Origin of the sequence: Agromyces aureus (assembly GCF_001660485.1) — a bacterium.
Lineage (GTDB): Bacteria > Actinomycetota > Actinomycetes > Actinomycetales > Microbacteriaceae > Agromyces > Agromyces aureus.
On record NZ_CP013979.1, the window covers coordinates 3,106,407 to 3,119,461 of the forward strand.

11 protein-coding genes are annotated in these 13,055 nt (G+C 73.2%); 7 read left to right on the top strand and 4 right to left on the bottom strand.

What is annotated here, in order from left to right; translation table 11 throughout:
- Positions 1 to 20: 20 nt before the first annotated feature.
- Genes ATC03_RS13955 through mtrA form a run of 3 tightly spaced genes read right to left on the bottom strand, consistent with a single transcriptional unit; the run spans position 21 to position 4,082 of the window.
- On the bottom strand, positions 21 to 1,709 hold the full coding sequence (locus ATC03_RS13955) for an LpqB family beta-propeller domain-containing protein (protein WP_084003506.1): 1,689 nt from the start codon (positions 1,707 to 1,709) through the stop codon (positions 21 to 23).
- Positions 1,702 to 3,396, bottom strand: a complete 1,695-nt coding sequence (gene mtrB, locus ATC03_RS13960) for an MtrAB system histidine kinase MtrB (RefSeq protein WP_067878298.1) — start codon at positions 3,394 to 3,396, stop codon at positions 1,702 to 1,704. Before mtrB ends, ATC03_RS13955 begins: the two co-directional genes overlap by 8 nt.
- 5 nt (positions 3,397 to 3,401) lie before the next feature.
- On the bottom strand, positions 3,402 to 4,082 hold the full coding sequence (gene mtrA / locus ATC03_RS13965; RefSeq protein WP_067878305.1) for an MtrAB system response regulator MtrA: 681 nt from the start codon (positions 4,080 to 4,082) through the stop codon (positions 3,402 to 3,404).
- Between the two features lie 182 nt (positions 4,083 to 4,264).
- Here mtrA and ATC03_RS13970 point away from each other — a divergent pair, with 182 nt between their 5' ends.
- From ATC03_RS13970 to ATC03_RS13995, 6 genes are all read left to right on the top strand, one after another.
- Positions 4,265 to 5,587 carry a DUF7847 domain-containing protein gene (locus ATC03_RS13970; RefSeq protein WP_067878307.1) on the top strand — a complete coding sequence of 441 codons (1,323 nt, stop codon included), beginning with the start codon at positions 4,265 to 4,267 and terminating at the stop codon, positions 5,585 to 5,587.
- Entirely contained in the window at positions 5,584 to 6,285 is a 702-nt protein-coding gene (locus ATC03_RS13975) for a DUF4129 domain-containing protein (RefSeq protein ID WP_067878310.1), read from the top strand. The genes ATC03_RS13970 and ATC03_RS13975 overlap by 4 nt, the downstream gene beginning before the upstream one ends.
- A complete protein-coding gene (locus tag ATC03_RS13980; RefSeq protein WP_084003507.1) occupies positions 6,282 to 7,655 on the top strand; it encodes a DUF4350 domain-containing protein in 1,374 nt (457 codons plus the stop codon). Before ATC03_RS13975 ends, ATC03_RS13980 begins: the two co-directional genes overlap by 4 nt.
- On the top strand, positions 7,652 to 8,638 hold the full coding sequence (locus tag ATC03_RS13985) for an AAA family ATPase (RefSeq protein WP_067878313.1): 987 nt from the start codon (positions 7,652 to 7,654) through the stop codon (positions 8,636 to 8,638). Before ATC03_RS13980 ends, ATC03_RS13985 begins: the two co-directional genes overlap by 4 nt.
- Before the next feature lies 1 nt (position 8,639).
- Positions 8,640 to 9,977 (top strand): DUF58 domain-containing protein, encoded by a 1,338-nt coding sequence (locus ATC03_RS13990; RefSeq protein WP_067878316.1) that lies wholly within the window; start codon positions 8,640 to 8,642, stop codon positions 9,975 to 9,977.
- A gap of 240 nt (positions 9,978 to 10,217) precedes the next feature.
- Positions 10,218 to 10,976, top strand: coding sequence for an aquaporin (locus ATC03_RS13995; protein ID WP_067878320.1), 759 nt, complete (start codon positions 10,218 to 10,220; stop codon positions 10,974 to 10,976).
- 139 nt (positions 10,977 to 11,115) lie between these two features.
- Here ATC03_RS13995 and ATC03_RS14000 read toward each other — a convergent pair whose 3' ends face one another.
- Positions 11,116 to 12,111 (bottom strand): stage II sporulation protein M, encoded by a 996-nt coding sequence (locus ATC03_RS14000; protein WP_067878323.1) that lies wholly within the window; start codon positions 12,109 to 12,111, stop codon positions 11,116 to 11,118.
- Positions 12,112 to 12,128: 17 nt separating this feature from the next.
- On the opposite strand from ATC03_RS14000, the gene ATC03_RS14005 reads away from it, so the two are divergent.
- A complete protein-coding gene (locus ATC03_RS14005; protein WP_067878325.1) occupies positions 12,129 to 12,977 on the top strand; it encodes an RDD family protein in 849 nt (282 codons plus the stop codon).
- The last annotated feature ends 78 nt before the right edge of the window (positions 12,978 to 13,055 follow it).

Sequence of the window (13,055 nt, forward strand, 5' to 3'; positions counted from 1 at the left end):
CCGGGGAGGAGCGGTGCCGGTCAGCCGGGGAGCTGCGACGCGACGAACCGGATGCCGTTCGCCCGCTCCTGCCAGCCGACGCCGCTCTGCACGACGAGCGACCCGGCGTCGGTGAGCACGCGCACGTCGCGGATGCTGTTGCCGGCGTCGAGGAGGCGCCCGGCCGACGGGCCGTCGCGGGTCGACGCGAAGCCGCCGAGGTCCTGCGTGACGATGCGGGTGGCGTCGCCCGCGACGCGCGTGAGCGACACGACCGAGCGGCCGTCGACCCACGCGACGTCGAGCGGCAGACCGTCGACCTCGGCGAGCCGCAGCACGTCGGTGCCGAGCGCGGTGGGCAGGCCGTCGGCATCGCGGCTGATGGCCGCGACGAGGAAGTACGTTCGTGGGCCGTCGCCGAGGAGCGCGAGCAGGCGCGTGCCGTCGCGGGAGACCTCGATCGCGGCGATCGACGTGCCCGACCAGGGCACCGTGAGACGCCCGTTGCTCTGGCCGTCGGCCGAGAACCATGCGAGGTCGGCGGGCGCCCCGGCCGGCACCGACCAGACGATGCCGGCGCGGTCGAACGCCGGGGTGATCAGGCCCGCCCTCGGGTCGAGCGCCACCGGGTCGGCGTCGGCCGTGAGGACCGAAACGCCCGACGCGTCGAGGATCGCCGCGGATTCGGCATCCGGCCCGATCGCCGCGCCCGTCGCGCCGGACTGCGCGACCTGCTCCGAGATGCCCGGGATCGGCGTGATGCCGTCGCCCGAGGTCGAGAGGTAGCCGAGCGATTCGCCGTCGAACACGACCGGGCGAGGGTCGACGCGGGGGTCGCGCACCGCCGGATTCGCCGGGACGCCGGCCTCGGATTCGACGCCGTTGAGGATCAGGGCGACCTCGCCCACGTTGCGCACACTGCCGACCAGGCTCTGGTTGAGCTGCAACTGCATGCGCTGGGCTGCGGCGGTGTCGTCGAACGCGGCTCCGGTGAGCGAGACCTCGGCGACGCGCCCCGACACCGGCACCGCGGCCGGCGAGAGCTCGGTGCCCTCGGGGAACGCCGAGGTCACGCCGGGGGCCAGCCACGCGGCGGGCCCGGCGAGCAGCGCCTGCACGACGCTCGTCTGCGCGGAGTCCCGGCCGGCGAACCATCGGGAGTCGGGCACCAGGAAGCGGTAGGCGGGATCGAAGAAGTACAGGGTGTACTCCCGGAACACCTGCGTGAAGTTCGCCTGGTCGATCACGATGCCCGCAGGCGCGCCCGCGATGCGCCACTGCCCGTCGATCTGCTCGAAGTCGTACTCGAGCGGGAGCGGCGCCGCAGAGGTGGCGACCTCGTACTGGCCGTTGTCGCGCAGCGACGCCGCCGGCGTCGCAGTGAGGCGGATCTGCGCGTCGGAGACCTCTTCGAACTCGCGATCGGCGAGCACGTCGATCGTGGCGTTCTCGTCGGCCTGCCACTGCTCCTTGAACGCCGGCGTGAGGAACTCGTACGCCGCCTGGTAGTTGTTCCGCGGACTGAGCGCCGCCGTGAGGAAGCCGTCGAGGATCTGCTGCTGGGTGCCGTCGACGATCGGAGGATCGACCAGGATGTCGAGGTCGAGCGACGAGGCGTCGGACGGCGCCGGGTCGCCCTGCTGAACGTTGCCCGAGCTCGGGATGGACACGCACCCGCTCAGCAGGAGCGACAGCATGGCGACGGATGCCGCGAGCAGCCCCCTACGCATCGTGCACCTCGCGATCGTCGTCGGGGAGGATGGCCCCCACGGAGGCCGTCGGCGGCGGTCCGGCCGCCTCGGGGTCGCCCGGCTCGAGCGGCAGCGGGGAGACCGCGGCAGCGTTCGGATCGAGGCCGGCCCGCGCGGACCGCGGCAGCGTCAACCGGAAGACGCTCCCCTGGCCCGGGTGGGACCACACGTCGAGGTGCCCGCCGTGCGCGACGGCGTCTTCGAGCGAGATCGCGAGACCGAGCCCGGTGCCGCCGATGGTGCGCACCCGGCTCGGGTCGGCCCGCCAGAACCGGTCGAACACGCGCTCGGCCGCCTCGGTGGTCATGCCGAGCCCGTAGTCGCGCACCGAGAGCGCGATCGCGCTCGCGTTGCTGTCGACCGCGACGACGATGGGGCGCCCCTCGCCGTGCTCGATCGCATTGCCGAGCAGGTTGGTGACGATCCGGCGCACCCGGCGCGGATCGACCTCGGCGTCGAGGTGGCCGCCGGGCGCCTCGAGCCGGAGCTCGGATCCGCGTTCGCGGGCGAGACCGTGCATCTCCTCGATGACGTCGCCGGCAAGGTGCACGAGGTTGGTCGGCTCGGTCGCGAGCGTCACCGATCCGGCGTCGTACCGGCTGATCTCGAGCAGGTCGCCGAGCAGGCGCTCGAACCGCTCGGTCTGGGTGTGCAGCAGTTCGACGGTTCGGGCCGTGGGGCCCGCGAAGTCCTCGCGCTGGCCGTAGAGCACATCGCCGGCGAGCCGGATGGTCGTGAGCGGCGTACGGAGCTCGTGCGAGACATCCGACACGAAGCGCTGCTGCATGACCGAGAGCTCGGCGAGCTCGCGAATGCGCGCCTGGAGGCTGTCGGCCATGCCGTTGAAGGATGCCGCGAGCGACGCCAGTTCGTCTTCGCCGCGCGCGGGGATACGCACGCCGAGATCGCCGGCGGCGAGGCGGCGGCTCGTGGACGCGGTCGTGCGGATCGGCTCGATCACGCCGCGCACGACGACGAGCGTGATGGCGCTGAGCAGGGCGATGAGCGCGATCGCGCCGACCGTGCCGGTCACCTGCATGAAGGCGAGGGTCTGCTGGGCCTCGGAGAGGTTGTAGCCGAGGTAGAGCTCGTACCGCCCTGCGCCGGCGGGCACCTGGAGGCCGCTGCCGACCACGATGCCGGGGTTGGTGCCGCCCGAGGAGTTCTCGAGTGCGACCGACTGCCAGTACTGGTTCTCGGGGTGCTCCTGCACCTGCGCGCGGAGCGCGGGCGAGATCACGCCCGCGAGGTCGGGGCTGAGCCGATCGGGCGGGGCGTTGTTGCTCGTCGGCTGATCGGGGGCCCGGAAGATCGCGATGTCGTTGGTGCCGGCGATGCTCGTGACGGTGTCGATGGTCGCCTTCATGAGCAGCTGCAGCGAGCCGCGGTCGGCCGCGTCGGAGGAGTCGAGGATCAGCTGCGCGGCGGTGGTGGCGTTGTTCGAGACCTCGAGCACGCGCGAACGCTGGTCCTGGAACAGGTTCGACGCGACGCTGAACGAGATGTAGAGGCCGATGACGAGGATCGCGAGGGTCGACAGCCCGATCGTGATGAAGACCGTGCGCACCTGGAGCGAACGCCGCCACGTGGAGGCGATCGTCGTCCGCAGGCGCCGCGGAAGTCCGCGCCACGACGCCGTGGTGCGGACTTCCGCGGCGGCGGTCATTCCCGTCAGGTGGTCGCGCCGGCGCGGTAGCCGACGCCGCGAACGGTCATCACGATGCGCGGGTTGTCGGGGTCGTGCTCGACCTTGGCGCGCAGGCGCTGCACGTGCACGTTCACGAGGCGCGTGTCGGCCTTGTAGTGGTAGCCCCACACCTGCTCGAGCAGCATCTCGCGCGTGAACACCTGCTGCGGCTTCGACGCGAGCGTGAGGAGCAGGTCGAACTCGAGGGGCGTGAGCGAGATGCGCTCGTCGCCGCGGCGCACCTCGTGGCCGGCCGCGTCGATCGTGAGGTCGCCGACCGCATACGTCTCGACGGCCGACTCGGGCGTCGGGCGGAGTCGGGTACGGATGCGCGCGACGAGCTCCTTCGGGTTGAAGGGCTTGACCATGTAGTCGTCGGCGCCCGACTCGAGGCCCTTCACGACGTCGGCGGTGTCGGTCTTGGCCGTCAGCATGATGATCGGCGTGCCGGACTCGGCCCGGATGCGCGCGCAGACCTCGATGCCGTCGAGGCCCGGCAGCATGAGGTCGAGCAGCACCAGATCGGGTCGGCTCTCGCGGAACGCCGCGAGCGCGCTCGAACCGTCGCCGCAGAAGACGGGATCGAAGCCCTCGGTGCGCAGCACGATGCCGATCATCTCGGCGAGGGCCGTGTCGTCGTCGACGACGAGTACGCGTGAAGTCATCGGTTCATTCCTGTTGCAGCGCCCGGGGCGGGGTTCTCGCGCCAGGCCGGATGGACGGTGTGACCAGCGTAGTCGTACGGCCCGACAAGGGGGGCGGATGCCGCGGGCGGGTGTGGAGCGTGCCGGTGGGCCGCTCCCCGATATGCGAGCATGGGAATCCGCAGCGGAAGGAGCACGACGAGGTGGCCGAACACGACTGGCGAGCGCCCGGAGCGCCCGAGCCGCAGCCCGACGCCTCCGCACCATCCGTGCCGAGCACTCCCGGCGCCTCCGACGCGCCAGCTGCGACCGCGCCCGCCGCCCCGGTGCCGCCGCTGCCGCCGCTGTACGGCGCGCCCGCTGCGCCTCCGGTGTACGGCGCGCCGCCCGCATACGGCGCTCCGACCGCACCGCCGCCATACGGCGCACCCCAGTACGGCGCGCCGCAGTACGGCGCCCCCGCCGGCAGTCAGGCCTGGACCGCCCCGCCGAAGCCGGGCCTCCTGCCGTTGCGCCCGTTGGGCTTCGGCACGCTGCTGTGGGCCCCGTTCCGCACGCTGCGCCGAAATCCGGCGGCGACCTTCGGAAGCGGTCTGCTCGTGCAGCTCGCCGCGGGCATCCTCGCGGCCGCCGTGGCGGTCCCCGTGTTCATCTGGTTCTTCGGTCGCCTCGACTCGGCCGGCCCGGCGGAGATCGACGAACTGCTGCCCGGTTCGATCGCGGCCCTGGTGCTCACCATGCTCTTCGCCGTGGGGGTCTCGGTCGTCGCCAGTGCGTTCCTGCAGGGCGTCATGATCGTCGAGGTCGCCTCGGGCACGCTCGGCGAGAAGCTCTCGCTCGGGGCGTTGTGGCGCCGCACGCTGCCGCGCATCGGTGCGCTCGTCGTCTGGACCCTGCTCGTCACCCTCGCACTGCTCGTCGTGCTCGCCGTGCTGGTGGGCATCATCGTGCTCGGCGCGGTGACCTCGCCGGTCGGCCTGGGCGTCAGCATCGCGGTCGTCGTGCTGCTCTCGCTCGGCCTCGTCGTGCTCGGCTGGTGGATCGGCGTGCGGCTCGCCCTCGTGCCGAGCATCATCGTGCTGGAGCACGCGGGCATCGCGACGGCGATGCGACGTTCGTGGCGGCTCACGATCGGCTACTTCTGGCGCACGCTCGGGGTGCTCCTGCTCGTGAGCGTCATCCTCAACGTCGCCTCGCAGGTCGTGGTGCAACCCGTCACGCTGCTCGGCGGGCTGCTCCCGGCGATCATCGACCCGACGAACACGGGCTCGGCGGTCACGATCGCGATCGTGCTCGGCGTCGTGTCCACGGTGCTCTCGATCATCATCACCGCGATCACGACCGTCGTGCAGGCTGCCCTGGTCGGCGTCGTCTACATCGACCTCCGCATGCGCACGGAGGGCCTCGACCTCGAGCTGGCACGGCACGTCGAGCTCCGCGACGCAGGGCAGCCCGTGTCGGACCCGTGGGTCGCACCCGATCAGGGCGCCCAGCATCCGGTGCCGTCGGGCGGCGCTCCCGCATGATCGCAGCCGCGGCGGTCCGCGCGCTCGGCTTCGGCGCGGACCCGCTGGATCCCGACGCCGACGAGGCCCGCCGTTGGCTGCTCGACGAGCTGTCGAAGCCCAGGTACCGTGCCGCCGAGCCCAACGCGCTCGACGTGTTCGCGCAGGCGGTGCGCGACTGGTTCACAGACCTGCTGAACGGGGCCGGCGCGGTGCCCGGTGAGGTCGTGGCGCTGCTCGTCGTGCTCCTCGTGATCGTGCTGGTCGTGGTCGGACTGCTCGTCTTCGGGGTGCCGCGCCTCCGCCGCCGTCGGGCGTCGAGTTCGGCAGCGGCCTTCGAGGGCGATCTGCGCGACGCGGGCACGATCCGCCGCGCCGCCGAGGCCGCGGCGCGCGACCGGGACTGGCCGCTCGCGATCGAGGAGCGCTTCCGCGCGATCGTGCGCGACCTCGTCGAACGCGAACTCGTGCAGGTGCATCCCGGCACGACCGCCAGAGGCGTCGCGGATGCCGCGGCTCGGCCGTTCCCCGACGCCCGGGCGCGCCTGGCGGATGCGGCCGACGCGTTCGACGACGTGCGCTACCTCGGCGCCGCGGGCGATGCGCCCACCTACGAGCGCCTGACGACGCTGGATCGAGAGCTGCAGGCGATGCGTCCGGTTCGCGAGGGCGCGTCGACGACGGATGCCGCCGACGGCCGTTTCGAGGCCGTGCGATGACGCCCGGCGCACCGGCCGAGTTCGCCACGGCGCACGCCCCTGCCACGACGACGCCTGCGACCGCGCCCGGCGGAGATGCCCGACCCGCGACCGCGACCGCCGTGTCGCCGACGCTCGGGGCGCTGCTCCGCCGCGGACGGACGTGGCTCGTGCTCGCGGGCGTGCTCGTCGTCGGGGTGCTCGTGCTCTTCGCGATCCAGGGCGGCATCAGCACGCAGGCCGGACTGCTCGACCCCGAGAGCCCGGGCGCACGCGGCTCCGGCGCCCTCGTCGAGGTGCTGCGGGCGCACGACGTCGAGGTCGCGCCCGCGCGCTCGCTCGACGCGGCGCTCGACGCCGTCGCATCGGCGGACGGCGACGCGACGCTCCTGCTCTTCGACGAATTCGCCACCCTCGACGACGACGCGCTCGACGCACTCGCGGCGAGCGGGGCACGGCTCGTCGTCGTCGAGCCGGGATTCCGGGCGCTCGAGACGCTCGCGCCCGGCGTGCGCATGGCCGGCGCCGCCGACGGTGCGCTCGACGGCGCCGACTGCGACGTGCGGGCGGCCGTCCGGGCCGAGGGACTCTCCGAAGGACAGCGGCTCCTGACGATCGATGACGACGCGAAGGACGCCGGCTGGCAGGGGTGCTTCGGTCAGGACGGCGGATTCGCGGCGGCCGTCGGCCCGAACCCGAGCCCGAGCACCGGCGAGGACGACGCGACCGGCCCGCCTGCGGCATCCGGCCTCTCGCTGGTCGCCGCGACGACGGTCTTCGAGAACTCGCGCATCGACGAGGCCGGAAACGCGGCGTTCGCGATCGGACTGCTCGGGGCGACCCCCGACCTGGTCTGGTACCTGCCCGGACCCGCCGACGCCGAGTCGACCGCCGCGCCGACGCTCGGCGAGCTCACGCCCGGCTGGGTCAGCCCCGTGCTCGTGCTCGCGCTCGTCGTCACGGTCATCGCCGGGGTCTGGCGCGGACGACGCCTCGGCCCGCTCGTCGTCGAGCGGCTGCCCGTGACGGTGCCGGCCGGCGAGACGAGGCAGGGCCGAGCCCGGCTCTACGCGCGCTCGGCCCAGCGCACGCACGCGCTCGACCAGATGCGCGTGGCCACGATCAGGCGCCTCGCGGTGGCGCTGCGCCTGCCCGGCACGAGCCAGGTCGCGGTGATCGCGCAGGCGGCGGCGTCGGCGACCGGGCGCGACGCGACCTCCGTCATGCTGCTGCTCGTCGACGAGCTGCCCGAGAACGATGCGAGGTTCGTCGCCCTCGCAGCGGCCCTCGACGACCTCGAACGAGACGTCACCGCGGCGACCAGGCCCGCCACCACCTCCGCCCGCACGACCGAGACCACCCCAGACGACCCGCCAGGAAGGCAGCGATGACCGACACGACGCCCACGAGCACCCGACCGACCGACGCCGAACTCCGGGACGCGCTGAATCGCGTGCGACTCGAGGTCGGCAAGGCCGTGGTCGGACAGGACGGCGCCGTCACGGGCCTGATCATCGCGCTGCTCGCGCGCGGTCACGTGCTGCTCGAGGGCGTGCCCGGCGTCGCGAAGACGCTGCTCGTGCGCACCCTCACGCGCACGCTCGACCTGCAGACCCGTCGTCTGCAGTTCACGCCCGACCTCATGCCGGGCGACGTCACCGGGTCGCTCGCGTTCGACCCGCGCACGGGCGAGTTCGCGTTCCGCGAAGGGCCGGTGTTCACGAACATCCTGCTCGCCGACGAGATCAACCGCACCCCGCCGAAGACCCAGTCGGCGCTGCTCGAGGCCATGGAGGAACGGCAGGTCTCGGCCGACGGCGTGACGCGGCCGCTGCCCGACCCGTTCCTCGTCGCGGCGACGCAGAACCCGATCGAGTACGAGGGCACGTACTCCCTGCCCGAGGCCCAGCTCGACCGGTTCCTGCTGAAACTCGTGCTCGACATCCCCGAGCGCGACGCCGAGTTCGCGATCCTGCGCCGCCACGCCGACGGGTTCGACCCGCACGACCTCGGCGCGGCCGGCGTGCGGGCCGTGCTCGGCGCCGACGAGCTCGAGCAGGCACGGGCGGCCGCGGCATCCGTTCGCGTGTCCGACGACGTGCTCGCCTACCTCGTCGACCTGGCGCGCGCGAGCCGGTTGAGCCCGTCGCTGCGCCTCGGCGTCAGCCCGCGGGCGACGACGGGCCTGCTCGCGGCCTCGAAGGCGTGGGCGTGGCTCTCGGGCTACGAGTCGGTCACGCCCGACCACGTGCAGGCGATGCTGCTGCCCGTCTGGCGCCACCGCGTGCAACTGCGGCCCGAAGCCGAGCTCGAGGGCGTCTCGGTCGACGCGGTGCTGCGCGCGATCATGCAGCAGGTGCAGGTTCCCCTCTGAGATGGCGGTCACCGGTCGGTTCGTGCTGCTCGTCGCCCTCGGCGTCGTGCCCGTGGTCGTGCTCGGCTCCTCGGGAGCGGATGCCGCGTGGTTCGCGCTGCTCGGCTGGCTCGCCCTCGCGATCGGGCTGGGCGCGCTCGACCTCTCGCTCGCGGCCTCGCCACGACGGGTCTCGCTGATCCGCGACCTGCCCGCGAAGGTGCGTCTCGGCGAGCCCGTCGTCTCGAGCCTCACGGTCGTGAACACGGGCGAGCGGATGCTGCGCGCCACCGTCCGCGACGCCTGGGAGCCGTCGGCCGGAGTCGCCGGTGCCAACCGCTCCCGGCTCGCCGTCGCGCCCGGCGAACGCCGGAGCGTGCGCCTGCAGCTGACGCCATGGCGGCGCGGCGACCGCCGCACCGAGCAGGTCACGATCCGCTCGGCGGGGCCGCTCGGCCTGTGGTGCCGGCAGGCGACGCTCGCGTCCCTCGGGCGCCTGCGCGTGCTGCCGCCGTTCCACTCGCGCGTGCACCTGCCGTCGCGCCTGACGCGGCTGCGCGAGCTCGACGGCCGCACGCCCATGCTCGTTCGCGGGCAGGGCACCGAGTTCGACTCGATCCGCGAGTACGTGCGCGGCGACGACGTGCGCTCGATCGACTGGCGTGCGACGGCGCGCCACCTCGACCCCGCCGCCCGGGGCGGCACGAAGCTCATGGTGCGCACGTGGCGCCCCGAACGCGACCGCCGCATCGTCATCGTCGCCGACACGTCGCGCACGGCCGCCGCGCGCGTGGCGGACGAGCCGCGCCTCGACACCGCGTGGGAGTCGACCCTGCTGCTCTCGGCGCTCGCGACGCACGCGGGCGACCGCGTGGACTTCTTCGCGTGGGATCGTCGGGCTCGGGCCAGGGTCACCGGGGTGACGGGGTCGCAACTGCTCGCGCGCCTCGTCGACGCGATGGCCGGCGTCGAGGCCGAGCTCATCGAGGCCGACTGGACGGGTCTGCCCGCGCAGATCCGCGCCGTCACGAGCCGTCGGGCGCTCGTCGTGCTGCTCACGGCCGCCGACTCCCCCGGCTCCGCGCGCGGCCTGCTCTCGGTGCTGCCGCAGCTCACGGCCCGGCACACCGTGCTGGTGGCCTCCGTGCAGGACCCCGAGGCGGATGCCGCGGCCGCGCGCCGCGACACCCTCGACGACGTCTACCTCGCCGCCGCGTCCGAACGTGCGCGCCTCGACGTCGATCGCGTCGCCGCGGCGATCCGGCAGTCGGGAGCGCACCCGGTCTCGGCGGCGCCCCGCGACCTGCCGCCCGCACTCGCCGACCGATATCTCGAGCTCAAGGCGGCCGGCCTGCTCTGAGCCCGCGACGACACCGGTCGCGACGCGCATCCCGGCACGGGGGCGCCGGGCTTTCGAATGCGTCGTCATGCGTCGGCGCGTGTCGTGCCGCGGTCCGTTCGGGTAACGATTCGGTCATGCGCCGTGAATGTGCGGCGCCGCCGAGCGCCCGATCGCTATGTTCGCAACGAACGGCGGCGGGGGGTCGCCGTTCCGCTCGCTCATCCGCGCCTCCACAACATCCCTACGAAAGGATCGGTCATGTCCGATACCGCAGTCGCCGTCGATGCTCCGTCCACCGGCCAGAAACTCACCGCAGAGGTGCTCGGCACCTTCATCCTCGTCTTCGGCGTCATCGGCACGGCGATCTTCGCTGCCGGATTCGCCGCGGGCGACGGCAACCTCAACGTCGGCTTCCTCGGGGTCGCGCTCGCGCTCGGCCTGAGCGTCGTGGTCGGCGCCTACGCCTTCGGCCCCGTCTCGGGCGGCCACTTCAACCCGGCCGTGACCCTCGGGCTCGCCGTCGCGGGTCGCTTCCCGTGGCGCGAGGTGATCGGGTACATCGCGGCCCAGCTCGTCGGCGGCATCCTCGCCTCGACGGCACTGCTCGGCATCCTCGCCACCGGCCCGCTGTTCGACATCGCGGTCTTCCAGGGCGCGTCGACCGGCTACGGCGTGCTCTCCCCCGGCGGCTACGGGCTGGTCTCGGTGTTCCTCGTCGAGGTCATCGCGACGGCCGTGTTCCTGTTCGTGATCCTCGGCGTCACGAGCGCGGGCCGCGCGGCCTCGAACCTCGCGCCCCTCGCGATCGGCCTGACGCTCACCGTCGCCGCGCTCGTCGCGATCCCGGTCTCGAACGCCTCGTTCAACCCGGCCCGCTCGATCGCGACCGCGATCTACGGCGGCGCCGACGCGATCGGCCAGGTCTGGCTCTCGATCGTCGCGCCCATCCTCGGCGCGATCATCGCCGGCCTCATCTACAAGCTGGTCTTCGACCGCGCTGCGAAGCTCTCGGCGTAGTCCCTCGGCGGATTCGAATGGCGGATGTCTCCCACGAGGCATCCGCCATTCGCAGGTCCGTGCGGGTGGTCGGGCGACGCGACCGGGCAGCCCGAGCAGCACGGGGGCCTGCACGCCGCCGAGCGGGCCTCGGGGCCGATCAGCCGGCGATGATGCGCGTGGCGCCGGCCTCGAAGGCGTCGAGGTCGCCCGTCGCGCCGGCCCGCGTCGCCCGACCGCCGAGCACGAGCATGTAGGCGAGGAACCCGCCGAACGCGAGCACCCCGATGCCGATCTTCACGGGCCACGGCCAGGGCGCCGGGGTCACGAAGCCCTCGATGAGGCCCGAGACGAACAGGAAGAACACGAGCCCGATCGCCACCGTGAACAGTGCGCGGGCGTCTTGGGCGAGCGCCACGCCGCGCGGGCGAGCGCCAGGGGCGACCCAGGCCCAGAAGATCCGGAGGCCGGCGGCTGCGGCGACGAACACGCAGGTGAGTTCGAGCAGGCCGTGCGGAGTGATGTACAGGAAGAACGTGTCGGCCTCGTCGTAGGCGAACATGACGGCGGCCGTGATGCCGAGGTTCTGCGCGTTCTGCAGGATCACCGCGGGCACCCACAGACCGGTGATGCCGAACGCGACGCACTGCGCGGCGATCCAGGCGTTGTTGGTCCAGACCGACCCGGCGAACGAGGCCGCCGGGTTCTCGGAGTAGTACGAGACGAAGCCCTCGTCGGCGAGCTGCTGCATCTCGGCCTCGCTGCCGAGCGTCGCGAGCACCCGCGGATCCGCGGCGATCCACCACGCGTAGAGGGCCGCCACCACGACCGTGACGATCGCGACCGCGAGCGTCAGCCACCGCACCCGGTAGAGCGCCGCGGGCAGGTCGACCATCACGAACCGCGTGAACAGCTTCAGCGGGTTCTCGGGAGCGCCCGTGAACCGCAGGCGGGCCTTCGCGAGCCCGACCGACAGGCGATCGCCCAACGCCGTCGAGCCGACGGTGGTCTGCACGAGCGAGAGGTCGGAGGCCGCGCCCTGGTACCGCTCGATGAGTTCGTCGGCCTCGGGCCCCGACAGCCGGTTCTCGCGGCCGAGCGCGTCGAGCCGCTGCCATGCGTCATGGCGGGCGGTGGCGAGTGCGTCGAGGTCCATCTGCTTGAATACTAGCCATGGTCGACGTGCCCAACGCCCGCACCGCTGCCGCCCGACACGACGACGAGGGCGTGGTCATCGGCGAGGCCGTCGCGCTCGACCTGCGGCCGGCATCCGCCCTGATCCGCGGCGGCGGAACCATCATCGACGTGCTCGTCTCGATCGTGCTCCTCGTCGGCATGGCCCTCGTCGCGACCGGCGCGGGCCTCACGGTCGACGGGGCCGCGTTCCGCGCCATCGCGATCGGCGGGGTCGTGGTCGTCATCATCGTCGTGCCGACGGCCGTCGAGACCGCCTCGCACGGGCGCTCGCTCGGCAAGCTCGCGCTCGGCCTCCGCGTCGTGCGCGACGACGGCGGGGCGATCGGGTTCCGCCATGCGTTCATCCGCGCCCTCACCGGGGTGCTCGAGATCTACCTCACGTTCGGCGGCCTCGCGGTGCTCATCGGCTTCCTGAACCCGTCGTCCAAGCGCCTCGGCGACCTGCTCGCCGGAACCCACGCCCAGGTCGAGCGCGTGCCCGCCGTGCGTTCGAACCCGTTCGGCGTGCCGCCCGAGCTCGTCGGGTGGGCCTCGATCGCCGACGTCGCGCGCCTGCCCGACCCGCTCGCCCGCCGCGTCGCCTCGTACTTCGAGAACGTCGCCCAGCTCGCTCCGGCGAGCCGCACCCGCCTGGCCACCTCGCTCGCCGCCGAGGTCGCACCCTACGTCGCCCCGGTCCCGGATGCCGCACCCGAGCCGTTCCTCGCGGGCGTGGTCGCGCTCCGGCGCGCGCGCGACGCCCGCGCGCTCGAACTCGAGCAGGCTCGACTGCATGCGCTCGAACCCGTGCTCGCCGCGACGGCGACCGGCTTCCCGCGGCGCTGAGCGCGGCCCGCACGAACGAGCGCGGCCTGCGGGAACGGGCGGCGCCTGAACGAACGAGCGGGGCGGATGCCGCGAGCA